We start from the raw sequence: 23,277 nt of genomic DNA on the forward strand, positions 1-23,277 counted from the left end.
CAGTTACGGCTGTTTTGAGCGCTCAAAACAGCCGCAACTGTCCTCTCGTGGAGTTGGGCGGGAGCGCCATCGTGAGGCACAAAAGCAAGGTGCCTGCCGGATCACCCGAATGTTTGGCATGCTTGGAGCTATGCCTAATCGAGCCGGTACCCCCGCCCAACCATCCGACCTCGTCGACCTGACGGCCCTGCTTGACGCGTATTACGACGTCGCACCGGACCTCTCCGATCCCGGCCAACGAGTAGCCTTTGGCACCTCCGGGCACCGCGGCAGCTCCCTCAAGGGCTCCTTCAACGAACCCCACATCGCCGCCATCACACAGGCGATCGTCGAGTACCGCACCGGAGCAGGCATCACCGGCCCGCTGTTCATGGGCAAGGACACCCACGCTCTTTCCGAACCGGCGCAGAACACTGCACTGGAGGTCCTGGCCGGCAACGGCGTCAACGTCCTGATCGACGCGCGGACCGGTTTCACGCCCACCCCGGCCCTGAGCCACGCGATCCTGACGCACAACGCCACCCGCACGGACCAGGCGGACGGAATTGTCATCACCCCGTCCCACAACCCTCCGGCTGACGGCGGTTTCAAGTACAACCCGCCCACCGGCGGGCCGGCCGATGCAGAAACCACGGCCTGGATCGCCAACCGGGCCAACGAACTGCTGGAGAACGGGCTGCGCGGCGTGCAGCGCGTACCGCTGGGTGAGGCACGGCTGGCCGAATCGGTGGGCGCCTATGACTTCCTGCAGCACTACGTGGGCGACCTGGGTTCGGTGCTGAACATGGACGCCATCAAGGCCTCCGGCCTGCACATCGGCGCGGATCCGATGGGCGGCGCGTCCGTTGACTACTGGGGCGCCATCGGCGAGCAGTACGGGCTGAACCTGACCGTGGTGAACCCCAGCGTGGATCCTCAGTTCGGTTTTATGACCCTGGACTGGGACGAGAAGATCCGCATGGACTGCTCCTCCCCCGACGCGATGGCGTCCCTGATTGCCCAGGCCGGCCGGTATGACATCGCCACGGGCAACGACGCCGACGCCGACCGGCACGGCATCATCACCCCGGATGCCGGGCTGATGAACCCCAACCACTACCTCGCCGCCGCCGTAGAGTACCTCTACGCAAACCGCTCCGGCTGGCGCGGCGACGCCATGGTGGGCAAGACCCTGGTCTCTTCCTCCATGATCGACCGGGTTACGGCAAGCCTGGACCGCCGGCTGATGGAGGTTCCGGTGGGCTTCAAGTGGTTCGTTCCGGGACTGCTGTCCGGCGAGGTGGCGTTTGGCGGTGAGGAATCCGCGGGTGCGTCCTTCCTGCGGCTGGACGGCTCGGTCTGGACCACGGACAAGGACGGAATCCTGCTGGCCCTGCTGGCTTCAGAAATCACCGCCACCACGTCCAAGACCCCGTCCCAGCACTACCGGGAACTGACCAACCGATTTGGGGACCCGGTCTACGCACGGGTTGATGCCCCGGCCACCCGCGACCAGAAGGCGGCATTGTCCAAGCTGTCGCCGTCGGACGTCACCGCCACTACGCTGGCAGGCGAGGAAATCACCGCGCGCCTGACCGAAGCGCCGGGCAACGGGGCAGCAGTCGGCGGGCTGAAGGTCACCACGGAGAACGCTTGGTTCGCGGCGCGGCCTTCCGGCACCGAGGACGTGTACAAGATCTACGCCGAGTCCTTCAAGGGCGCCGAGCACCTCAGCGAGGTCCAGGCGGAGGCGAAGGCCATTGTGGACTCCGTGATTTCCTAGCCCGTTCCTCCAACGACTTAAACGAGATGACAGAAACTGCCCGTATGAGCGTTCATAAGGGCAGTTTCTGTCATCTCGAAGTTAGAGAAGGCGGCGCAGGATCCGGGCCTTGAAACCGTTGTACGGCGGGTAGGCCACGCGCAGTGTGTCCAGCAGCGTCCCCTTGGAGAACACCGGGCGTGCCTGGCTGAACGTGTCGAAGGACTGCTTGCCGTGGTACGCCCCCATACCGCTGGCGCCGGCGCCGCCGAAGGGCAGATCCGGCACTGCCAGCTGCACAATCGCGGCGTTGTGGTTCACCGAGCCCGCCCGCACTCCCTGCTCGAACCGGCGCTGCTGCGCCGCCGAGGACGTGAACAGGTAGGACGCCAGGGGGACGGGGCGGGCGTTGATGATCTCCATCGCCTCCTCCAGGTCCCGGACCGTAACCACCGGAAGGATGGGCCCGAAGATTTCCTCCTGCATCACCGGCGCGTCCAGCGGTACCCCGGCCAGCACCGTGGGTTCGATGTAGAGGTCATCCCGGCTGCTGCGGCCGCCGGAAACGACGGTCCCGTCAGCCAGATAGCCCGTGAGCCGGTCAAAGTGCCCCTCGTTGACGATCCGGCCGTAGTTGGCGCTGCGGGACGGGTCCTTGCCCACAAACTCGCGGAGGACCTTGGACAGGGCCTTGAGGAGTTTGGGGGCTGCATCCTCGGTAACCAGCACGTAGTCAGGTGCCACGCACGTTTGCCCCGCGTTGATCAGCTTGCCGTAGGCCAGCCGGCGGGCGACGGCGGTCAGGTTTCCATCCAGTACGACGGCGGGAGACTTGCCTCCCAGCTCCAGCGTCACCGGGGTCAGGTGCTCAGCGGCAGCGCGCATGACAATTTTGCCCACCCGTTCACCGCCGGTGTAGAAGATGTGGTCGAAGCGTTCGCCGAGCAGCGCCTGGGATACCTCCTGGGCACCTTCGATGACCACCACTGCCTCCGGGTCCAGGTACGCCGGGAGGATCCGGGCTACCGCAGCGGACGTGGCTGGTGCAAGCTCGCTGGGCTTCAGTACTACGGCGTTGCCCGCGGCGAGCGCACCGATCAGCGGGGCGAGGAGCAGCTGAACGGGGTAGTTCCACGGCGCGATGATCAGCACCACGCCCAGCGGCTGCGGTTCAACCTTGGCCGACGCCGGCTGCAGGCCCAGCGGCACCGGTACCTTGGTGGTCCGGGTCCAGTCCGTCAGGTGCTTCAGCGCGTGGGCTGCTTCGGCCCGGGTGATGGAGATTTCGGTGAGGTAGGCCTCGAGGGGGTTCTTGCCCAGGTCCTCGCGCAGCGCTGCGGCAAACTCCTGCTCCCGCTCGGAGAGCATCCGCATCAGGGATTTCAGCTGCTCTTTCCGCCATGCCAGCGGGCGGGTACGGCCGCTGGCATAAACCTTGCGGACCGCAGCTACCTGGGCCGGAACGCTTCCTGCCGGGGAAGGCGCCGGGATGCCCGCGCTCATGCCCGATTCCCGGTGCCGGCCGCTGGCGAGGCTGATGCCCCCGGGTCCGCGGCCGGACGGCCGGTGAAGTGGTCCATGGACTGGTAGACCTTGAAGACCCTGCCTGCCACCACGTCCCATGCAGGCTGGGGCAGCAGTCCGCGCAGGGCGCTGCCCAGCGGGACGGTCCACGGCAGCTGGACCCGGGCCTTGCCCTCAAGCAGCGCCTTCCAGGCCTTGTCCACCACGTATTCAGGTTCCATCAGCGGCGTCATTAGCGGGCCGCGGGCACCTTCGAACATGCCGGTCTTGATGTAGCTGGGGATCAGGGTGGTGACCTGCACGTGGCCGTGTCCGGCTTCCTCCAGTTCCAGCCGCAGTGAATCGCTCCAGCCGATCACAGCCCATTTGGAGGCGGTGTAGACGCTCATCTTCGGCACCGACAGGGTGCCGGACGCGGAGGCGACGTTCAGGATCCGGGCGGGGGTGCGCCGTTCGATCATGCCCGGCAGGAAGGCGCGGGTGATGTGCATGGGGGCCAGCGTGTTGACGTCCATGACGGCGTCAATGTCCGTTCCGGAGTGCTCCCAGAAGTACTTGCCGCGGACAATGCCCGCGTTATTGATCAGCACGTCCGGCGCACCGAGTTCTGCCAGCACCGCCTCGGCGTTTTCGGCAACTTCGGCTGCTGACGAGACGTCCAGCGTGTACGGCAGGATCTGGGAGGATCCGAGTCCGCGCAGCCGCTGTGCTGCGGCATCCAGCGCCTCGGCATTCCGGTCCCAGAGCACCACGGCCCGCGCGCCTTCGCGGACTGCCCGTTCGGCGTACAGCTGGCCCATGCCCATGGCTGCGCCGGTGATGAGTACTGTCCGTCCAGAAACTGAAATTCCCACGTATGATCCGTCCGTCACAGGCCGCCTTAGGCCCAACTGCTTCCCCGGTAAAATTACCGGTGCGTGCAACATAGCGTGGCACAGAAGCCCCGCCGGTAACATTCTCCACGAATCAATCCCCCTTTGTCCTTTGGAAGGCACACGCATGAGCAGGTTCGGCACAGACTGGAAACTCCACGGGAACGGCAAGACAGTTACTCCCGGCTCATTCGTCGCTCCGGATGAAAGACTCAGCTGGCCGCGCACCATCGGCATTGGCGCCCAGCACGTGGTGGCCATGTTCGGTGCTACGTTCCTGGTGCCGCTGCTGACCGGCTTCCCGCCGGCAACCACCCTGTTCTTCTCCGGCGTCGGAACCATCCTGTTCCTGATCATTACCGCCGGGAAGGTCCCCAGCTACCTGGGTTCATCCTTCGCGTTCATCGCGCCGATCGCGGCTGCGGTGAACCAGCACGGTCCGGGCGGCGCGCTGGGCGGCATCATCATGGCCGGCGCCACCCTGTTCCTGATCGGCCTTGCTGCACAGCTGGCCGGCACCCGGTGGATCCAGGTCCTGATGCCGCCCACCGTCACCGGTGCGATCGTGGCCCTGATCGGCCTGAACCTGGCTCCCACCACCCGCACCAACTACGAGGCCGGTCCCATCACCGCCACCGTCACGGTTGTGGTGATCCTGCTGACCACAGTGCTTTTCAAGGGCCTGATCGGCCGCCTCTCCATCCTGGTTGGTGTCCTGGCCGGCTACGCCGCCGCCGTCATCCAGGGTGAGGTGGACTTCTCCGCCATCAATGACGCAGCCTGGTTCGGCCTGCCCGAGTTCACGGCTCCCACGTTCCACTTCAACGTCATTGGCCTGTTCGTCCCCGTGGTGCTGGTGCTGGTTGCGGAGAACATCGGCCATGTGAAGTCGGTGGCTGCCATGACCGGACGGAACCTTGACCCCTACACCGGCCGGGCACTGATGGCCGACGGCGTTGCCACCATGCTGGCCGGCGCCGGCGGCGGTTCGGGCACCACCACCTACGCGGAGAACATCGGCGTCATGGCCGCGTCCCGGGTCTACTCCACGGCTGCCTACTGGGTTGCCGGCATCACCGCCGTGCTGCTGAGCCTCTTCCCCAAGTTCGGCGCCCTCATCGCCACTATTCCGCCCGGCGTCCTGGGCGGAGCGGGCGTGGTGCTCTACGGCATGATCGGGATCCTCGGTGTCCGGATCTGGGTGGATAACCGCGTGAACTTCTCCAACCCGATCAACCTTTCCGTGGCCGGTGTTGCACTGGTGGTCGGCATCGCGAACTACACCTGGAACGTTGGTGGCCTGACCTTCGAGGGCATCGCCCTGGGCACCGCCGCCACCCTGGTGATCTACCACGGCATGACGGCGATCGCCCGCTGGCGCGGCACCATGCCGGATGAGCCCCAGGAAGACGTCGGCGCCACGCCGTCCAGCCTGGGTTAGGAAGCTAGGCCCCTTCGAGGGCCGCCTGCGTGGCGCGGGCGACGTAGAACTCTGCCCGCGCCATGGCGTCCGCCGGTCCCTGCGCCAGGTCAAGCAGACTGACCGCTGCCTCCACGCCATACTCGGCCAGGACCTTCGGGCTCAGCGTGATCGCACCGGCCACCAGTACCACCGGGATTCCCCGCTCCGCTGCCAGCCGGGCCACCTCCAGGGGCGCCTTTCCGTAACGGGACTGCTCATCGATGGAGCCTTCGCCGGACAGCACCAGGTCTGCCTGGGCCAGCGCCGGTGCCAGGCCCACCAGATCGGCAATAAGTTCAAAGCCGGGTTCAATCCGCGCATCCGTGAAGGCAAGGAACGCCGATGGGAAACCACCGGCCGCTCCGGCGCCCGGGACATCGACGTCGACGCCGGTTGCCTCCCTGAGCAGCCGGGCCCAGTTTCCCAATGCTTCGTCCAGCAGCAGCCGGGCCGAGGAATCGGCGCCCTTCTGCCCGCCAAAGATATGGGCCGCACCGTTGTGTCCCGTGAGCGGGTTGGTCACGTCCGCCGCGATCCGGATGGTTGTGTCCTTGATCCGCGGGTCCAGCCCGGAGGCGTCGACGGCGGCTGCCACTGCGAGTCCGGCACCGCCGGGCGGAACCGGGTTACCGCCGTCGTCGAGGATCCGCAGGCCCAGGGCGGTTAGCGCTCCGGAGCCGCCGTCGGTCATCGCCGACCCGCCGATCCCCAGGATGATTTCCTGCGCCCCGGCGTCCAGCGCCGCCGTGATCAGTTGCCCGCTGCCAAAGCTCGACGCCGCGAGGGAAGTCTGCACGGACGGTTCCACGAGCATCAGGCCCGAGGAACGTGCGGTTTCCAGGACCGCCGTCGTGCCGTCCATCGCCCACACCGCCGTGACTTCGCGGCCCAGCGGCCCGCGGACCCGGGTGGAGCGCTCTTCCGCTCCGGCGGCCAGGGCAGCTTCGAGGGTTCCCTCACCGCCGTCGGCAACCGGAATCCGGGTGACGTCCGCGTCCGGATAGACGGAGAGCACCCCTTGTGCCATGGCAGCAGCGGCTTCTTCGGCGGTGAGGCTGCCTTTGAACTTGTCCGGGGCTATGAGCACGCGCATGGATTACATCCTGCCAGCGAATGCGCGCTGCGGCACAGCGTGGCCGCCCCGGGAATCAGGCGCTGCCTGCACCCTGCGGCCAGGCACCGCGTACAGAGAGCACCTCGGACAGCAGGTCCGCCCGGTCTGAAACCAGTCCGTCCACGCCCATGTCCAGCAACCCCTCCATCAGCGGACGCGTGTTGACGGTCCAGACGTGGACCTGGATTCCGGCCTTGTGGCAGCGCCGCAGGAACACGGGACGCACCACGGGGATCCCGTGGAAGCTGACGGGAACCTGCACACAGCGGAACCGGCCCAGCCGTGCCACCAGCCCGGCCAGTCCCAGGGGTGAGAGCAGCAGCAGGGCTGCCGTGCCGGCGGACCCGGCGGAGGTCGCCGCCGGCCGGGAGAGCCGGCGCAGGCAGTCCAGCCGCCGCCGGTCCGAGAAGGAGGTCACCAGCACCCGGTCATGGGCCTGATGTTTTTCGATCAGGGCGGCCAGTGCAGCAGCGCCGGCGGTGTCCTTGATATCAACGTTCAGCCGCACGTCCGGCCAGCGGACCAGGACTTCCCCCAGCGTGGGGATCGGCTCGGTGCCGCCTACCCGGACTTCGCGCAGTTCACGCAGGCTCCGGGCACTGATCGGGCCGGAGGCGTCGGTGACCCGGTCCAGGGTTTCATCATGGAATGCCATAAGCACACCGTCGCTGGTGGTCCGGACATCGGTTTCCAAATAGCCGAATCCCAGGTCCACCGCGGCTTCGAAGGCTGCCATGGTGTTTTCCAGCCCGTCCGGACTGAACCCCCGGTGGGAGAGTCCCAGCGGACCCCCGCAGGACAGCAACGCAGACGGCGGGGTGAAGTACGGCAGGAGTGCGGTCACAGGGGTACTTTATCGCCTGTCAGCACGCGATCTTGTGAGGCTTCCCGGTCCCTGGGCGGACTCCCGGAATTAGACTGGCTGCACCCGGGGGACGGAAGCCTTCCACCGTTGCCGGCAAGCCATGGAGGTGGCCGTATGCAGCACGCTTCTGCCCGGCAAACAGCGGGGCGCTGGCTCCGCTGGCCCGCGGACGGACTGCGCGGAACCCTCGCCAAGTCCCCGGTGACGCTGGTGTTCGTGGTGCTGTTCTGGTTCCTGGGCATCCTGACCTCTTCCATCGTGGACGGTCCGGATGATCCCCTGCTGCCCTGGGTGAGCGTGTCCGTGGATACCCTGCCGGAATACTGGCCTGCACTGCTGCTTTCCGCCCTGTGGGCCAACGGGCTGGCCGGATACATCAGCGGAACGCTGCTGACACTGGCCGTGGGCCTGCCTGCCGAGCGCCTCCTGGGCAGCCGGCGGTTCCTTGCGGCCGCGGTGGGAACCCAGGTCATCGGTGCCCTGGCCGGGATCGGCTTCGCGGCCGGCCTGAACGGTGCCTTCGAGAACTGGGGCAGGGAACTCAGCACGGATTCGTTTGTTGGCCCGGTGGCTTTGGTCTGCGGGGTCGCCGCGGCCGCGTCGGCAGGCATGGGCACTCTTTGGCGCCGCCGGGTGCGGCTGGCACTGTTCACCCTCCTGGTGGTCCTCGCCCTGTACTCAGGCGCGCTGCGTGACGTGATGTCCCTGGCCGCGGCAGTCACGGGCGGGATCTGGGGACCGTACCTGTTTGGCCGGCGTCCCCGCTGGCCCCGAAGCCTGGTGTCCAGCCGGCGCGAAGCCCGGGTCCTGGTGGGGCTGCTGGTGGTGGCTACCGCCGTCGGGCCGGTCCTTGCCGCACTGAATGTGCGCGCCGTCGGGCCCCTGGCCGTCCTTGCGTACCTGTTCACCAACGCGGAAACCCTTGACCCGGTGGCGCTGGCCAACATCTGCGCCGATCCGGGCCTGCAGGCGGAGTGCCGGACCGCACGGCTGGAACAGAGCGCCGGACTGGCGGGCTTCTTCCTGGCAGTCCTGCCACAGGTGCTGCTCATTGTTTTCGCTGACGGACTGCGCCGCGGCCGCCGGTTCGCTTGGATCAGCGCCCTCATCCTGCAGGGCCTGATGACCCTGGCAGCCGCCATCCGCACCGGCTTCTTCCTCCTCGGCCACACCGGCGGAGTGTATGGCGTCGGCGGACCCGTGCAGCCCCTGGCACTGGTGCTTCCCATGCTGCTGCCGCTGCTGGTGTTCGTGCTGCTGGCCCTGTCCGGAAGGCTCTTCGCCGTCTCCGCAGCGCCGGGAACCTACCGCCGGCTGTTCCTGACCTGCGCCACGGCCGGGGTCATCCTGGCCGCCGCGTGGGTGGGAGGCGGGCTGCTGCTGCGCAGCGGTTTCACGCCGCAGGCAGATATGGAGTCCCTGCTGGAAGACCTGCCGCTGAGGTTCCTGCCGGTGTCCGAGATCATTTCCAGGCCTCCGGAGCTGCTGCCGCAGTCGCTTCCCGCCATCATCCTCTACGAAGGGGTAGGCGTAGTTTTCTGGATCCTCACCTGTGTACTGCTGCTGCGGTCCTTCCTCGAGCCCGCCTACAGCCGCTTCGCGCTTGCCGAAGAGCGGGCCCGGACCCTGCTGACCTCCAGCGGCGGCAGCACGATGGCGTGGATGACGCTCTGGAGCGGCAACTCCTACTGGTTCTCCCCCACCGGCAATTCCTATGTGGCGTACCGGCTTGGCTACGGCGTTGCCCTGACTGTTGGCGACCCGGTGGGCCCCCCTGCCGAACTCCGGCAGTCGGTGGAGGGCTTCGCGGCGTACTGTGCGGAATCCGGTGTGACCGCATGCTTCTATTCGGTGAACGAAACCACCCGGGAAGCTGCCGCGGCCCTGGGACACACGGACCTGCAGGTGGCGGAGGAAACCCTGCTTCCGCTCGGGTCCCTGGCCTTCCGCGGCAAGCGGTTCCAGGACGTGCGTACGGCCTTCAACCGTGCCGGGAAAGCCGGGATCCGCGCGGAGTGGACCACCTACCGGACCGCCCCGCTGTCAGTCCTGGACCAGATCAATGCCATCTCCGAGGAATGGGTGGCGGAAAAGCAGATGCCGGAAATGGGCTTCACGCTGGGCGGGATAGAAGAGATTGACGACGACGGCGTGCGGCTGCTGCTCGCAGTGGACCAGGACCGCACGGTGCACGGCGTAACCTCCTGGCTGCCGATCTACCGGGACGGGGAGATCACCGGGTGGACCCTGGACTTCATGCGCCGCCGTGCGCACGGTTTCCCGGCGGCCATGGACTTCCTCATCGCCTCTGCGGCACTGTCCCTGCAGGACGAAGGGTTTCACCTGCTCAGCCTTTCCGGTGCCCCGCTGGCCCGGAGCCAAGCCGCGGCGGCAGCACCGGGCGGAGGTTCGTCCGGGGAGAACGGTTCCGGGCGCCGGGACGCCGGGACGCCGCCGGTCCTTGAGTGGCTGATGGAAAGGCTCGGCGCCACCCTTGAACCGGTGTACGGCTTCCGGTCCCTGCTTGCCTACAAGGCCAAGTTCCAGCCGGAGTACGTTCCGCTGTACATGACGTACATGGATTCCGCGTCCCTGCCGGCGATCGCGAACGCCCTGGCCCGTGCCTACCTTCCGCATGTATCCGTGGGACAGACCTTCACCATGGCCCGCCGGATCGTGGGCAACCAGCGATGAACCTGTCGCTGACCTCGGGAGCTGTGCCCGTGCTGGTGCTTAGCCTCGGTGCTGCCGGACTGTGCTGGCTGTGCTGGGGTCCGCGGCGGTACCTCACCAGGGTGGTCCCGTTTGCCCTGATGGGCGCCATGGCCGGAACGGTGCTGCTTTTTGTGGGGGCCGAGCTCTGGCTTGACTGGTGGAACGCTTCCTTCCCGCGGTACCTGTACTTATATTCCGCCTCAGGAATATTAGCGCTGCTGCTGGTAGTTCCCCGCTGGCGCCTCTCCCGGGACTTTCTCCCGCGGATCCTGACGGTCCTCTCAGCCGCTGCGGTGCTGCTTGGCGCGGCGTCAGCCACCAACGTAGCCTACGGCCAGTTCCCCACGCTTGAATCCCTTGTGGTGCGTCCCGGCGACTCAAACGGCGAGGTCCCCCTCCGGAAACTCGTTCCGGGGCAGGACACCACGCCCAGCACTGAAGCGAACTGGACACCGCCGTCGAACATGCCCGCGGAAGGCGGGGTCTATGAGGTCCAGATCCCCGAATCCGGTTCCGGCTACGCCGCCGCTTCCAGCCTGGTGTACCTGCCACCGGCATATCTGGGGACTCCGCATGCCCAGAACCTTCCCGTGCTGATCGCACTGCACGGGCAGCCCGGCGCACCCGCAGATTGGTTCGCGGGCGGCCAGCTGCAGGAGGTGATGGATGACTTCGCTGCCCGGCACCACGGGCTGGCTCCCATAGTCGTCCTTCCGGACCTCTCCGGAGGAGCCAACTCCAACTGGTCCCTTTGCCTCGATTCGAAACAGGGCCGCGGAGCGACTTATCTCGCCGAGGACGTGCCCCGCTGGATCCAGGCCAACCTGTCCGCCGGACTCAGCGGTCCGCAGCAGTGGGCCGCCGCGGGCTACTCCTACGGCGGTACCTGCGCCGTACAGCTGGCCGTGAACTTTCCTGCTGCCTTCCCCACGTTCATCGACATTGCCGGGGAGAACGAACCGACCATCCCCGGAGGCATGCAGTCCCTCCTGGACACGTACTTCGGCGGCGACGCATCCGCATTCGCGGCGCAGAATGCGCTGGACATCCTCAAGCAGCAGTCCTTCCCGGACACCGCCGGGATAGTAGTGGTCGGCAAGGACGACAGCGTCTACAACGGGGAGGGCCGCGAGGTGTACAACGCGGCCAAGGCCGCGGGAATGGACGTCCAGCTGCAGGAGCTGCCCGGCGGCCACTCCTGGCAGGTGTGGAAGGCGGGGCTTGTCAACAACCTCGACTGGCTCGGCCACCGCCTTGGCATACTGGGATCATGAGCGACGCCCCCATTGACCGCATCCAGCGTCTGCTCTCCCGGTTGGCGCAGGCCCTGGGCCGCCACGGCATACTGCTGCTGACACTTGCTGCCGGACTGGTCCCGGCCCTGCTGCTGGCCCTCGTGGCCGGAGGCGTCTACGAGGCCGTAGCGGAGGAGGACGGCGTTGCCGTCCTGGACCACCCGGTACTCGCTGCCGCCAAGTCCCTGCGCTCCCCGGGACTGGACACGGCGCTGACCTGGCTGACGAATCTGGGCGGCACCATTGGGCTTCCGATCCTGGCAGCAGCGGCCGTGGCGGTCCTGTGCCGGTGGCAGCGCAGCTGGACGCCGCTGATCCTCACGGCCTCGGCCGCGGCAGGATCCCTGCTGATGACGGTTGCCGGCAAAGCCCTGGTGGGGCGTTCCCGGCCGCCGCTGACCGACGCCGTTCCACCGTACGAGTACTCGGCGTCCTTTCCGAGCGGACATTCCCTGAACTCCGTGGTGGTGGGCGGAACCATCGCCTATCTGCTGTTCATCTACCTGGAATCGAAGCGGGCCCGCATCATCACCGTCCTGATGGCTGCGGTGTTCATAGCGGCCGTGGGACTGAGCCGGGTCTACCTTGGCCATCACTGGCTGACCGATGTGCTGGTGGCCTGGAGCCTGGGACTGGCTTGGCTGGCCATCCTCATTACGGTTCACCAGCTGCTGCACGCCCGCCGGATGAGGATGCTTCCGGCGGTGTAGGGCTTCCCGCAGCTACCGGCCGCGCAGCAGGTCCTCGAGGACCTGGGCCACACCGTCCTGCGCGAACGGCGGCGCCTGGCGTGGCACGGCCGCCCGGACGGCAGGATGCCCGGACGCCATGGCGTAGCCGCGGCCTGCCCAGCCCAGCATGCCAAGGTCATTTGGCATGTCGCCGAAGGCAACAACGTCCGCGGCGTCAATCTTCAGGGAGTCCGCGTATTCTGCCAGTGTCACGGCCTTGTCCAGGCCGGGAGCGGACATTTCCAGCAGCGGAACCGACGGCGCGGAATGCGTGGTGGAGACCAGGTGGGCCACTTCGGGCTTCACCCTGCGGAGGAACTCATCCGGGTGGATGTCTTCCATCTTGGCGAGGAACTTCACCACGCGGCTTCCCGGGCCCAGTGATTCGGTGAGCGGTGCGGGGGCGACGGCGCCGAGCAGGTCCGCTCCGGCATCCTGCAGGAATCCCGGTTCCAGGTGGAAACCTTCCACAGTCTCGGCTGCGAACCGCACTGCCGGGTAGAGGCTTCGAATGATGCCTGCCGCCTGGAACATGCCGTCCAGTGCCAACGGCTTAGACCAGGTCACCTGCGCGGATTCCAGGTCGTACAGGATCGCACCGTTGGAGCAGATCACGGTGCCGGTGTGGCCAAGCTGTTCCCTGACGGGTCCCAGCCAGCGCGGCGGCCGGCCGGTGACGAAAACGACGTGGATGCCGGCGTCCGCGCATTTGCGGAACGCATTGACGGTCCGGTCACTGATCCTGTTGTCCGGGCCGACTATGGTCCCGTCCAGGTCACTTGCTACCAGCCGCATGCCCCGCCCTTCCGTTGGCTACCAGCCTAGCCGGAACGCGGAGTTTGCGGGCCGGGAACTAGTGGTCCGGACGCTCCGCCGTTCCCACGATCAGTCCGCGTGCCAGGGTGCGTCCGCGCAGCGCCATGGACAGCACTCCGGGCCTGGCGTCCTGGGCCACATCCAGCAGCGGCACATCCACTGCGTGGACCGTGAGGAAGTAGCGGTGTTTTCCGTGCCCCACCGGCGGCGCGGCACCGGTGTAGCCGGGTTCGCCCATTTCGTTGAACAGCTGCAGCGTGCCCTCCGGCATGCCGGCGCGGGAGGCGTTCTCGGTGATGGATGTTTCTTCCACCGGGATGTTGACCGCGGCCCAGTGCCAGAAAACGCCGGGGATGGGGGCGTCAGGGTCCACCATCGTGACGGCGAAGCTGCGGGTTGCTTCCGGCCAGCCGGACCAGCTGAGCTGCGGGGAAGCATCCCTTCCTCCGGGCACGGCGCCGGTGGCGTACTGCGACGGCGCCAGCGGACCACCGTCGTCAAAGTTGGCGCTGGTGACCTCGAAGGAGGGAACCGGGGGCAGGTCTTCGGTGGGATCGTACGCTTCCATGGGCGCTCTTCCTCTCATCTGCCGGCCCCTTTAGAGGGTCCGGGACTCTAGATCAGTTCACTCCGCCGGGGCGGGTCCGCACCCGGGCGGGAAACGGTGATGGCTGCTGCCCTTGCCGCATAGGCGATGATGGCTTCCAGGTCACCGACGCCAATTTTCCGCAGTTCCGGGCGGCGGGCAGCGCCGTCGTAATTCCGGTCCATCAGCCCGGCAATCAGCGCTGACATAAACGAATCTCCCGCACCCACCGTGTCCGCGACCGACACGGCCGGCGCCGGAGCCTCGCAGCTCCCGGACTCGGCCACCGCCCAGGGGCCGCGGGACCCGCGCGTAACCACCACGACGGCCGGACCCATGCCGAGCCAGTCCCGGGCGGCATCCTCCACGGGAAGGTCCGGGTAGAGCCAGGCGAGGTCCTCGTCGGAAGCCTTTACGACGTCGGCCAGCCGGACAAACTTTTCGGCCTGGTCCCGGGCATAGGAAACGTCGGTGATGATGGTGGGCCGGCAGTTGGGATCGAAGGTGATGGTGGCCTGCGGATGCGCCCGCTCAACGGTGGCGAGCACCTCGTGGGCGCCCGGGGAGAGCATGGTGGCGATGGATCCGGTGTGCAGCAGCGTGGTGCCTTCGAGCAGCCGGGGAAGTTCCTCGTCCAATCCGGGCAGCGACCACTCCAGGTCGAAGGTGTACCGGGCTCCGCCGGCCGGATCCAGGGTAGCCGTGGCAACACTGGTGGGCCGGTCGTCCGCCGGCAGGGCAGCGAGGACCGAGTTGTGCTTGAGGTGCTGGGCAATCAGCACGCCGTAGGCGTCATTGCCGTAGCGGCCAATGAACTGCACCGGCCGGCCCAGCCTTGCCACCCCCACGGCCACGTTCAGCGGGCTGCCGCCGGGATGGGAACGGCGGGGCGCCGTGTCGCTGAGAACTTCGTCGATAAGGGCTTCGCCGATGACTGTGATCACGGACTCAACCTACCGAGCACGGACCCGGCGGCGCTACCCGGCGGTCTTTGCGGCCGCGTCGTCGAGGGTCCGCAGCACCCCCGCCCAGCCCGGCGTTCCGGGGGTGATCATTTCAAAGTGGTCACCGGGAATCAGGCGCAGTTCCGCCGTTCCGCCGGCCGCTTCCGCGGCTTTCACGTAATTCTCCGCCAGCTCCAGCGGCACGGTGATGTCCTGGGCACCGTGCAGCGCGAAAATCGGCACAGGTACCGGCACCATCCGTACCGGGTCCGCCTTCCGCCAGCGTTCCGGGTCGATTTCCGGGGCTGTTCCCAGGAAATTCTCCGCAGCCCCGCTGCTCAGTCCCAGCTCATGCGCACGCCCCAGATCCAGCACCCCGGACTGGCTCACGACGGCGTCAAGCGGCACCCGGGGCGCCTTTCGTCCGGCCGCCCAGACCGCCAGATGCCCGCCTGCCGAGTGTCCCAGGGCGATCACCGGGACCGGAAAGCCTGCAAGTTCCGGGAGATCTGCCAGTGCGTCTATCCCGGCGCTGATGTCCTCAAACGTCTGCGGCCAGCCGCCGCCGTTGCCCGCACGCCGGTATTCCAGGTTGACCGCGGCCCATCCCCTCCCGGCCAGGTCCGCGGCGAGGGGGCGCCCCAGTTCCAGGGAGTAGATGGACCGCCAGTAGCCGCCATGGATGACAACGACAGTTCCGCGCAGCGGCTGTCCTTTCTGCGGGAGCGTCAGCTCCCCGAACTGTTCGGCATGGCTGCCGTAGGTGAACCGCTGTGGCATGGGGTGGCTTCCTTAATGGGGGCGCGCGCGTGCCGCGGAGGCACCGAAGCGGGCCGCCGTCGTCCTAATCTGGAGATGAGCCTAACGGCCGCCCGCCGGACGAGTGTCTGCGGCGTGCCATAGGCTGGCAGAAACTGCGAAAGGACTATCGTGAGCGCGTGGGACACCCTGGATGACCGGCTACGTCCGGTGGTCCAGGCCAGCACGGACGAGTACGCCCGGGTGCGCCCGGCGCTGGAATCCGTGACGGCGGAAATGGAAGCAAGCCTGCGGGCCGTCTTCGAGGACAGCACGGTCAAACCGCTGTTCATTGCTTCTCGTACCAAATCCGTGGAGTCCTTCCGGGACAAGGCGTCCCGTACGCTGCCTTCGGAAAACCCGGACGAGGTACCCACCCTGCTGTTCCCGGATCCGCTGCGCAACCTCACCGACCTGGTGGGCGTGCGGGTCATCATGACTCTCCCGCATGAGGTTGATGAGGCAGCCAACCTGATCAAGCGGCAGCGCGCCGAGTTCGACTGCCGCGGAGACCGGGAGAAGGACATCGGCTCCATCGAGTCCGGAACCTACGGCTATTCCAGCCGCCACCTGATCCTGCGCACTATCCAGAATGAAACGGTCCGGAACTACCACCGGCTGCTGGAGCCGTCACAGAAGCCCAACGGCAGCTACCTCTTCGAGGTGCAGATCCGCACGGTGCTGGCCCATGCCTGGTCGGAGATTGAACATGACATCCGGTTCAAGGCCGGCGACCCGCGGGCCTGGAGCCCGTACTTCGACCGGCAGTTCATCGCCACTGCGGCCATGCTGGAGACCGTGGAGAACGAGTTCGCTGAACTGCACGAACGCTACGAAACGGTGACCGGGTTCTGGGACGAAGACGGCGAGGGGTCGGCGCCGCTGACACCCAACCGGATCCGGCATGTCTGGATGACCCTGCTGCCGCACGTGAACCGCAAGGCCGGGGACGACTGGGGCTGGGCCGCGGAACTGCTGGCCGCGCACGGGCTGAAGACCACCATGGACCTGGCCGGGCTGCTGCAGGCCGAGGCCATCACCGAAGTCCGTGCCGCCCTTGACCACCGCTACTCTCCGGGGCCCGACCGCCTGCTGGATGACCTGCTGCTCTGGCGGTTCGGGAAGAAGCACATCGACCTCACTGCCGAGCCGGAGGACGCACCGTCCAAGCCCCGGCGTGAGTCCCTGGGCCGGCGCTACCGGCAGATGCAGCTGTACCGGGCCCGCGAAGCCGACGCCTGAGTTTTTGCTGCCGCTTAGCCGTTCTGCTGCCGGTTCTAAACGGCAGCAGAACGGCTAACCGGACGATTTCCTGCGAAGCGGAGCCGATCGCTAGGCGGAGGCCCGGCGAACGAGGGTCACCGGAGGCACCGGCTGCGCTGCGGTACCTTCTGATGCTGGCCGTGTGCCGCCCGCCTGCCTGCCGGCATCTGCATCGGCGTCGGCGCCCAGGAGCGGGGCGATTGCCAGCTGTGCGAACAACGCTCCGAGCATCCTTGCGTGCACGCTCACCGTGGTCAGCGGCGGCACTGCCAGCCCGGCTAACGGAAGGTCTTCGGCACCAATCACGGCCAGGTCCCCCGGTGCGGAGAGGCCGTGGGAAGCGAGCCCCGACAGCAGGGCGAAGGCGTAGTCGTCGTCGAACGCGCAGGCCGCCGTCACCGGTTCGGGCCCCTGCGTCCAGCGCCCGACGGCGGCTGCGGCGTCGGCTGCCTCCAGGCTGATCCGCTCGACTGCGGGCGGGTGGAGCCCGTGCCGGGCACAGGCATGTTCAATGGCCGCAAGCCGCACCTGCACGCGCCAGGCGTAGCCGGGGGAATCCGGTACGGCGACCCCGAGGCGCGTGTGGCCTGCTTCCGCCAGATGCTTCACCTGCAGGGCGCCGATGCCGAGGTCCGGCCCCAGCGGGTCGTCCATCTCCTGCTGCAGGAAGGCGAGCGGCACCTCAAGGGAGCGCAGTGCCGAAAGTTCCTCATCGGGCAGCGGCGTGGTGAGGATCAGCGCGGCTGGAGCGAGTGAGCGGACCAGTTCATTGGCCCCGCCCGAGGCGGGCAGCCGATGGGCCATGAGCCGAAGTCCATAGCGTTCAACCTGGTCCGACGCAGCGTCAAGCACCATGGCCAGGGCGCGGCCCAGGGGTTCGGGCGGCAGAAGCATCAGCACAAGGTCGCTTTGGCCCTTGCGCAGCGTCCGGGCGGCGGTCGACGGCGCATAACCCAGTTTCGCGGCAGCGGTGAGGACCCGCTGCCGGGTGGTTGCCGAAATGCTCTGTCCGCTCCGGCCATTGAGCACGTAGCTGACGGTTGCCCGCGAGACGCCGGCAGCCTGGGCGACGTCGTGCGAAGTGACCTTGCGGTGCACGGAGTTCCTTTCGTGACCAACTGACCCTTCGAAGATACACTTTACTTACACGTGTAAGTAACGGTGGCCGCGCATTCACGGCCGCTCCGTCGATTGAAAGGAACGTTCATGGCGGCCAACAAGCCCCTGACAGCCCAAAACACCATTCAGGAGTGGCTCGACCACCCCGAGGGCGGCCCGATCCTGCGCGGTTTCCTGGCCCAGACCGGGAGCGATGAGGCATCCCTCGGCCCCGCCCTCGGCCTCAAGCTTCAGCAGCTTGTGGACCTGAGCCAGGGCCAGATGCCGCAGGCTGCCGTTGACGGACTGGTGATGCAGGCCAACGGCGGCGTTATGCCCGAAATCGAAGAGGATGCCCTGCCCACGGTTGCAGGCCGGTTCACAGGGAAGACCATCATCGTCACGGGTGCCGGCTCCGGCATCGGCCGCGCCACCGCTTCCCGGATCGCCCGCGAAGGCGGCCGCGTTATTGCCGTTGACATCGCCGAAGCAAAGATCAATGAACTGGCAGAAGAACTCGGCGAGGCCATTGTTCCGGTGGCAGCCGACCTGACCGATCTTGCGGCAGTGGACCGGATCGTTGCCGCCGCCGGCGGACAGATCGACGGCCTGGCGAACGTCGCCGGGATCAATGACGACTTCAGCCCGCTTCACGAGGTCTCCGACGCAATGTGGCAGAAGATCTTTGCCGTGAACGTGGACGGCCTGGTGCGCCTGACCCGCGCCGTCCTGCCCGCCATGCTCGAAGCCCACCGCGGCACGATCGTGAACGTCACGTCCGAGGCCGGCCTGCGCGGCTCAGCCTCCGGCGTGGCCTACACCGCGTCCAAGCACGCCGTTGTGGGCATCACCAAGAGCGCTGCGTTCATGTATGCCAAGGAAGGCATACGTGTAAATGCGGTTGCTCCGGGCGGCGTGGCGACCGGCATCCCGATGGGCGGCAAGACCTCCGAGTACGGCGAGGCCCGGCTGACACCGGCCCGCGTCATGATCCCGGGCCTGGCCTCTGCCGAGGACCTGGCAGCCTCCATCACGTTCCTGCTCAGCGATGACTCAGTGAACATCAACGGCGCCATCATGCCGTCCGACGGCGGCTGGTCTGCAGGCTAAACAGCAGCAAACACTGCGACGGCGGCCGGTTCCCATCCATTGGAAGGGAACCGGCCGCTGTGCTCCAACCGCTGCCAAGCAGCAGCGGGCACTTACCCGATCTACCAGGAAGAGACCATGAAATCTGTTTACGTCACCGGACCGGGCACCAATGCGTGGGTGGAGGTGGAGCGCCCCTCCGCCGGTCCCCGCGATGTGCTGCTGAAGATGAAGGCCTGCGGTATCTGCGGCTCCGACGCGATGTACAGCCACATGGGCGGCATTCCGCCCCGCCAGGGCGCTACCCCGCTCGGACATGAACCCGCCGCCGAAGTCGCTGAAGTAGGCGCCCAGGTGGAGGGCTTCGCCGTGGGCGACCACGTCGTCATCGACACGATGGCCTTCACCGACGGGCTGCTGGGCAGCGGCGGTGCCCAGGGCGGGCTGTCCGAATACGTCCTGGTCCGGGACGCTGAACCGGGACGCCAGCTACGGGTCATTCCGCAGGAGATCCCGTGGGAGGTCGCCGCCCTCAACGAGCCCATGGCCGTTGCCTACCACGCGGTGAACCGCACCAATCCCAAGCCCGGCGACAAGGTGGTGATCTTCGGTGCCGGCCCCATCGGACTCGGCGCGGTCCTGGGTTACCGCCGGCGCGGTGCCTCGCACATCGTCGTCGTGGACATCATTGGCTCCCGCCTCGAGAAGGCCCTCGAGGTCGGCGCGGACGCAGTGATCAACTCGGCCGAAGAGGACGTTGCCGCCCGCCTGGTGGAATTGCACGGCGACGGAGCCACCATGATGGTGCGCGGCACCCGCTCCGGAACCGATATCTTCCTTGACGCCGCAGGTGCTCCCGTGGTTCCGCAGACCGTGGCCGGAGTCGCGAAGTCCGGTGCGGTGCTTGGCATCGTGGCGGTCCACAAAAAGCCTGTTGAGCTGGACTTCGGTTCCATCCTGACCACCGAACTGACAATCGTCTTCGCCATGGGCTACCCGACGGAGATCTTCGAGGTCACCGACGACATCATCGAGAACTGGCAGAAGTACGCGCTGATCATCAGCGATGTGCTGCCTTTCGACCGCTCGCTCGAGGCGCTGGAACTGGCGCAGACCCCCGGGGCTGCGGACAAGGTCGTCGTCCGTTTCGACTAAGCTTCGGCCTCCTGCCAAAACCGGCGGCGGCCGGTTCCCCTTCCTGCGAAAGGGAACCGGCCGCCGTCGTCGCTCGAGCCGCCGTCACTAATCGCGAGGCCAGTTACGGCTCGTTTCACGCCTCTTAAGAGCCGTAACTGGCCTTTCGGCGGGGGCTAGGAACCGGAAACCGCGGCAGCGAGCTTGTTGAGCGAGCCTTCGAGCTCTTCCTTGCTGACCATCGGGAAGGAGACCTTCTTGAGGGTTTCCTTGTCCGTGACCTTGCTCCAGTCGTACGTCAGGGTCACTTCGGTTGAATCCGGGCCCATGGACTCCAGCTCCCACATCCACTCCCAGCCGGCAGGCTCGGTACCGGCGACGGCCGTCTGCCAGGCCAGGAGCTTATTGTGGTCGAACCCGGTGACGTGGTTGTCCGTCTTGTAGTCGCCCATCTTGGAGTTGTTCATGTTCATGGTGAACACATCACCCACTTTGGCGATGCGGTCGGTCTTCTCGTCCGAAACCACCATTCCCGACCCGTCCAGCTCATGGTGCCGCTCGGGGTTGGAGAGCAGGTGGAAGATGTCCCCTGCCGGTGCGTCAATGACACGGGATACGGAAATGGTCGACTGTTCGTTGGACATAGTGCTCCTTCGTGTAGACGGATCATGCCATCCCGGCGGGCGGTAGCCCGCGGGAAACCTAGTCTTGCGTGGACCTCTGGGCCTCTTCGAGCGTCCAGCCGCTGATGAAGGGCGGGTCCTGCCCCTCGTCGCGGGTGTACTGGCGGCAGCGCTCCCGCTCATCCTGCAGCCACTGCCGGAAGCCTGCCTGGGTGGACCCCAGCGACGGTACGCGGTCCAGCACGTCGATGGCCAGCTGGAACCGGTCGATCTGGTTCAGCATCGCCATGTCGAACGGCGTGGTGGTGGTGCCCTCTTCCTTGTACCCGCGCACGTGCAGGTTGGAATGGTTCGTGCGGCGGTAGGTCAGCCGATGGATGAGCCACGGGTAGCCGTGGTAGGCGAAGATGATGGGTGATTCCTTGGTGAACAGGGTGTCGAAATCACGGTCGGAAAGCCCGTGCGGATGCTCCGCAGCGTCCTGCAGCCGCATCAGGTCCACCACGTTCACCACCCGGATCCGAAGCTGCGGCAGGCGCTCCTTCAGCAGGGCGGCGGCAGCAATGGTCTCCAGGGTGGGCACATCCCCTGCGCAGCCCATAACGACGTCGGGGTCCGGCTGCGGTCCGGGCCCGCCGCCTTCGCTCCCCGCGAAATCCCAGACGCCGATGCCCCGCTTGACGTGCAGCTTCGCCTGCTCCGGGTCCAGCCACACGGGAGCAGGCTGTTTCCCGGAAACCACCACGTTCACGCGGTCCCGGGTGCCCAGGATGTGCTGCGTGACTGCGAGCAGGGTGTTCGCGTCCGGCGGCAGGTACACCCGGATGACGTCGGCTTTTTTGTTCACCACGTGGTCGATGAACCCGGGGTCCTGATGTGAGAACCCGTTGTGGTCCTGCTGCCAGACGTGGCTGGAGAGCAGGTAGTTCAGCGAAGCGATGGGCTGGCGCCAGGACAGGTCCTTGCTGACCTTTAGCCACTTGGCGTGCTGGTTGAACATTGAATCGACAATGTGGACAAAAGCTTCATAGCAGTTGAAGACCCCGTGCCGCCCGGTGAGGAGGTAGCCTTCCAGCCAGCCTTCGCAGAGGTGCTCGCTGAGTACTTCCACCACCCTGCCGCTGCGGGCCAGGTGCTCGTCGACTTTCTCGATCCGCTGCTGCCACACCTTGTCCGTGACGCCGTAGACCTCCTGCAGCCGGTTCGACGCCGTCTCGTCAGGACCGAAGATCCGGAAGTTCTCCGGGTTCAGCCGGATGATCTCCGCCAAATACCTGCCCAGGTTCAGCATGGGGCTGACCCGTTCGCTGCCTGGTTCAGCAATGTCGACGGCGAACTCCGCGTAGGAGGGCTGCCGCAGGTCCTGCAGCAGCCGCCCGCCGTTGGCGTACGGGGTGGCACTCATGCGCAGGTTCCCGGCTGGCGCCAGGGACGCTATTTCCCCGCGGAGCCGGCCCTCGCCGTCGAACAATTCCTCCGGCCGGTAGGACTGCAGCCATTCCTGCAGCTGCGCGAGGTGTTCGGGGTTGTCATGAACCTCGGACAGCGGAACCTGGTGAGCCCGCCAGGTTCCCTCCACCGGCTTGCCGCCCACTTCCCGCGGACCCGTCCAGCCCTTCGGCGAACGGAAGACGATCATGGGCCAGCGCGGCGCGTGGGGGTCGACGTCGGCGGCCCCGGGCGCGTCGGCCGGAACCGCAAGCTTCTCACCGGTCCGGTACGGGGCCTGGATCGCCTGGATTTCGGCCAGGCAGGTGCTCAGGGCCGCGGCGAAGTCCTCGTGGGCGGCCATCACGGCGTCGGGATCCTGCACGGTGACGAAGTGCGGGCGGTAGCCGTAGCCCTCAAGCAGCTTCACCAGCTGGGATTCCGGCATCCGGGACAGGATGGTGGGGTTCGCGATCTTGTAGCCGTTCAGGTGCAGGATGGGCAGCACAGCACCGTCCACCGCCGGGTCCAGGAAGCTGTTGGAGTGCCAGGACGCAGCCAGCGGGCCGGTTTCCGCCTCGCCGTCGCCAATAACCGTGGCGGCGACCAGGTCCGGGTTGTCGAACACGGCGCCGTAGGCGTGGGCCAGGGAGTAGCCCAGCTCGCCGCCTTCGTGGATTGAACCGGGGGTTTCCGGTGCCGCGTGGCTGGGCACGCCGCCGGGATAGGAGAACTGCTTGAACAGGGTGCGCAGCCCGTCCTCGTCTTCACCGACGTGGCTGTAGATCTCCGAATAGGTGCCCTCCAGCCAGGCGTTCGCCACGTTCGCCGGGCCGCCGTGCCCGGGACCGGTAATGAACAGGAACTCCTGGCCGGTCTCATTGATCAGCCGGTTCAGGTGCGCATAGATGAAGTTCAGGCCCGGCGTGGTTCCCCAGTGCCCCAGCAGCCGGGCCTTCACGTCCGCCCGTTCCAGGGGACGGCGCAGCAGCGGGTTGTCCCGCAGGTAAATCTGCCCGGCCGAAAGATAATTCGCGGCCCGCCACCACGCGTCCACCGCCTGCAGCTGGCTTTCCGGCGGCAGGGCCGTGCCGGGCAGTCGTTCTTCAGGCGTCCGGGTGTCGGTCATCGCTGCGTTCCTCCCGTTAGGGGGTGGTTGACGGTCTGAGGACGGTGCCC

19 protein-coding genes are annotated in these 23,277 nt (G+C 66.9%); 8 read left to right on the plus strand and 11 right to left on the minus strand.

The window, feature by feature from the left end; all coding sequences use genetic code 11:
- The first annotated feature begins 130 nt into the window (after positions 1–130).
- A complete protein-coding gene (pgm, locus tag ABFX29_RS03885; RefSeq protein WP_211372311.1) occupies positions 131–1,762 on the plus strand; it encodes a phosphoglucomutase (alpha-D-glucose-1,6-bisphosphate-dependent) in 1,632 nt (543 codons plus the stop codon).
- Positions 1,763–1,843: 81 nt separating this feature from the next.
- On the opposite strand, the gene ABFX29_RS03890 is transcribed toward pgm, so the two are convergent.
- Both ABFX29_RS03890 and ABFX29_RS03895 read right to left on the minus strand, forming a co-directional pair.
- Entirely contained in the window at positions 1,844–3,244 is a 1,401-nt protein-coding gene (locus tag ABFX29_RS03890; RefSeq protein WP_152225026.1) for an aldehyde dehydrogenase family protein, read from the minus strand.
- Complete coding sequence (locus ABFX29_RS03895; protein WP_152225028.1) at positions 3,241–4,119, minus strand: SDR family NAD(P)-dependent oxidoreductase; 879 nt, start codon at positions 4,117–4,119, stop codon at positions 3,241–3,243. The genes ABFX29_RS03890 and ABFX29_RS03895 overlap by 4 nt, the downstream gene beginning before the upstream one ends.
- Before the next feature lie 145 nt (positions 4,120–4,264).
- Here ABFX29_RS03895 and ABFX29_RS03900 point away from each other — a divergent pair, with 145 nt between their 5' ends.
- Complete coding sequence (locus ABFX29_RS03900) at positions 4,265–5,578, plus strand: uracil-xanthine permease family protein (protein ID WP_152225029.1); 1,314 nt, start codon at positions 4,265–4,267, stop codon at positions 5,576–5,578.
- A 4-nt stretch (positions 5,579–5,582) separates the two neighbouring features.
- On the opposite strand, the gene ABFX29_RS03905 is transcribed toward ABFX29_RS03900, so the two are convergent.
- Together ABFX29_RS03905 and ABFX29_RS03910 are read right to left on the minus strand one after the other, a co-directional pair.
- Entirely contained in the window at positions 5,583–6,692 is a 1,110-nt protein-coding gene (locus ABFX29_RS03905) for a glycerate kinase (RefSeq protein WP_152225032.1), read from the minus strand.
- A gap of 55 nt (positions 6,693–6,747) precedes the next feature.
- Complete coding sequence (locus ABFX29_RS03910; RefSeq protein WP_246167183.1) at positions 6,748–7,557, minus strand: glycerophosphodiester phosphodiesterase family protein; 810 nt, start codon at positions 7,555–7,557, stop codon at positions 6,748–6,750.
- 135 nt (positions 7,558–7,692) lie between these two features.
- Between ABFX29_RS03910 and ABFX29_RS03915 the strand changes: the two genes are divergently transcribed.
- The 3 genes from ABFX29_RS03915 to ABFX29_RS03925 are packed head-to-tail and all read left to right on the plus strand — an operon-like array spanning position 7,693 to position 12,298.
- A complete protein-coding gene (locus tag ABFX29_RS03915; protein WP_152225034.1) occupies positions 7,693–10,272 on the plus strand; it encodes a bifunctional lysylphosphatidylglycerol flippase/synthetase MprF in 2,580 nt (859 codons plus the stop codon).
- Positions 10,269–11,567 carry an alpha/beta hydrolase gene (locus ABFX29_RS03920; RefSeq protein WP_152225036.1) on the plus strand — a complete coding sequence of 433 codons (1,299 nt, stop codon included), beginning with the start codon at positions 10,269–10,271 and terminating at the stop codon, positions 11,565–11,567. Before ABFX29_RS03915 ends, ABFX29_RS03920 begins: the two co-directional genes overlap by 4 nt.
- The gene (locus ABFX29_RS03925; RefSeq protein WP_152225038.1) at positions 11,564–12,298 is read left to right on the plus strand and encodes a phosphatase PAP2 family protein; all 735 of its coding nucleotides are present in this window, start codon (positions 11,564–11,566) and stop codon (positions 12,296–12,298) included. The genes ABFX29_RS03920 and ABFX29_RS03925 overlap by 4 nt, the downstream gene beginning before the upstream one ends.
- Positions 12,299–12,310: 12 nt before the next feature.
- Here the strand turns inward: ABFX29_RS03925 and ABFX29_RS03930 are convergent, their stop codons facing one another.
- Genes ABFX29_RS03930 through ABFX29_RS03945 form a run of 4 tightly spaced genes read right to left on the minus strand, consistent with a single transcriptional unit; the run spans position 12,311 to position 15,445 of the window.
- Entirely contained in the window at positions 12,311–13,114 is an 804-nt protein-coding gene (locus ABFX29_RS03930) for an HAD family hydrolase (RefSeq protein ID WP_152225040.1), read from the minus strand.
- Between the two features lie 58 nt (positions 13,115–13,172).
- Positions 13,173–13,703, minus strand: a complete 531-nt coding sequence (locus tag ABFX29_RS03935) for a YbhB/YbcL family Raf kinase inhibitor-like protein (RefSeq protein ID WP_152225042.1) — start codon at positions 13,701–13,703, stop codon at positions 13,173–13,175.
- 47 nt (positions 13,704–13,750) lie between these two features.
- Entirely contained in the window at positions 13,751–14,665 is a 915-nt protein-coding gene (locus ABFX29_RS03940) for a carbohydrate kinase family protein (protein ID WP_152225044.1), read from the minus strand.
- Positions 14,666–14,698: 33 nt separating this feature from the next.
- Positions 14,699–15,445, minus strand: a complete 747-nt coding sequence (locus ABFX29_RS03945; protein ID WP_152225046.1) for an alpha/beta hydrolase — start codon at positions 15,443–15,445, stop codon at positions 14,699–14,701.
- A 147-nt stretch (positions 15,446–15,592) separates the two neighbouring features.
- Between ABFX29_RS03945 and ABFX29_RS03950 the strand changes: the two genes are divergently transcribed.
- A complete protein-coding gene (locus tag ABFX29_RS03950; protein ID WP_152225048.1) occupies positions 15,593–16,705 on the plus strand; it encodes a GTP pyrophosphokinase in 1,113 nt (370 codons plus the stop codon).
- A gap of 90 nt (positions 16,706–16,795) precedes the next feature.
- On the opposite strand, the gene ABFX29_RS03955 is transcribed toward ABFX29_RS03950, so the two are convergent.
- The gene (locus ABFX29_RS03955; protein WP_152225049.1) at positions 16,796–17,824 is read right to left on the minus strand and encodes a LacI family DNA-binding transcriptional regulator; all 1,029 of its coding nucleotides are present in this window, start codon (positions 17,822–17,824) and stop codon (positions 16,796–16,798) included.
- Between the two features lie 108 nt (positions 17,825–17,932).
- On the opposite strand from ABFX29_RS03955, the gene ABFX29_RS03960 reads away from it, so the two are divergent.
- Both ABFX29_RS03960 and ABFX29_RS03965 read left to right on the plus strand, forming a co-directional pair.
- Complete coding sequence (locus tag ABFX29_RS03960) at positions 17,933–18,934, plus strand: SDR family NAD(P)-dependent oxidoreductase (protein WP_152225051.1); 1,002 nt, start codon at positions 17,933–17,935, stop codon at positions 18,932–18,934.
- Between the two features lie 117 nt (positions 18,935–19,051).
- Positions 19,052–20,068, plus strand: a complete 1,017-nt coding sequence (locus ABFX29_RS03965; protein WP_152225053.1) for a zinc-dependent alcohol dehydrogenase — start codon at positions 19,052–19,054, stop codon at positions 20,066–20,068.
- 155 nt (positions 20,069–20,223) lie between these two features.
- Here ABFX29_RS03965 and ABFX29_RS03970 read toward each other — a convergent pair whose 3' ends face one another.
- The gene (locus ABFX29_RS03970) at positions 20,224–20,691 is read right to left on the minus strand and encodes an SRPBCC family protein (protein ID WP_152225055.1); all 468 of its coding nucleotides are present in this window, start codon (positions 20,689–20,691) and stop codon (positions 20,224–20,226) included.
- A 58-nt stretch (positions 20,692–20,749) separates the two neighbouring features.
- A complete protein-coding gene (locus ABFX29_RS03975; RefSeq protein WP_152225057.1) occupies positions 20,750–23,227 on the minus strand; it encodes a phosphoketolase family protein in 2,478 nt (825 codons plus the stop codon).
- Positions 23,228–23,277: the final 50 nt, after the last annotated feature.

It is taken from the genome of Arthrobacter gandavensis, from assembly GCF_039528575.1.
In the GTDB taxonomy this organism is placed as follows: Bacteria; Actinomycetota; Actinomycetes; order Actinomycetales; family Micrococcaceae; genus Arthrobacter_B; species Arthrobacter_B citreus_B.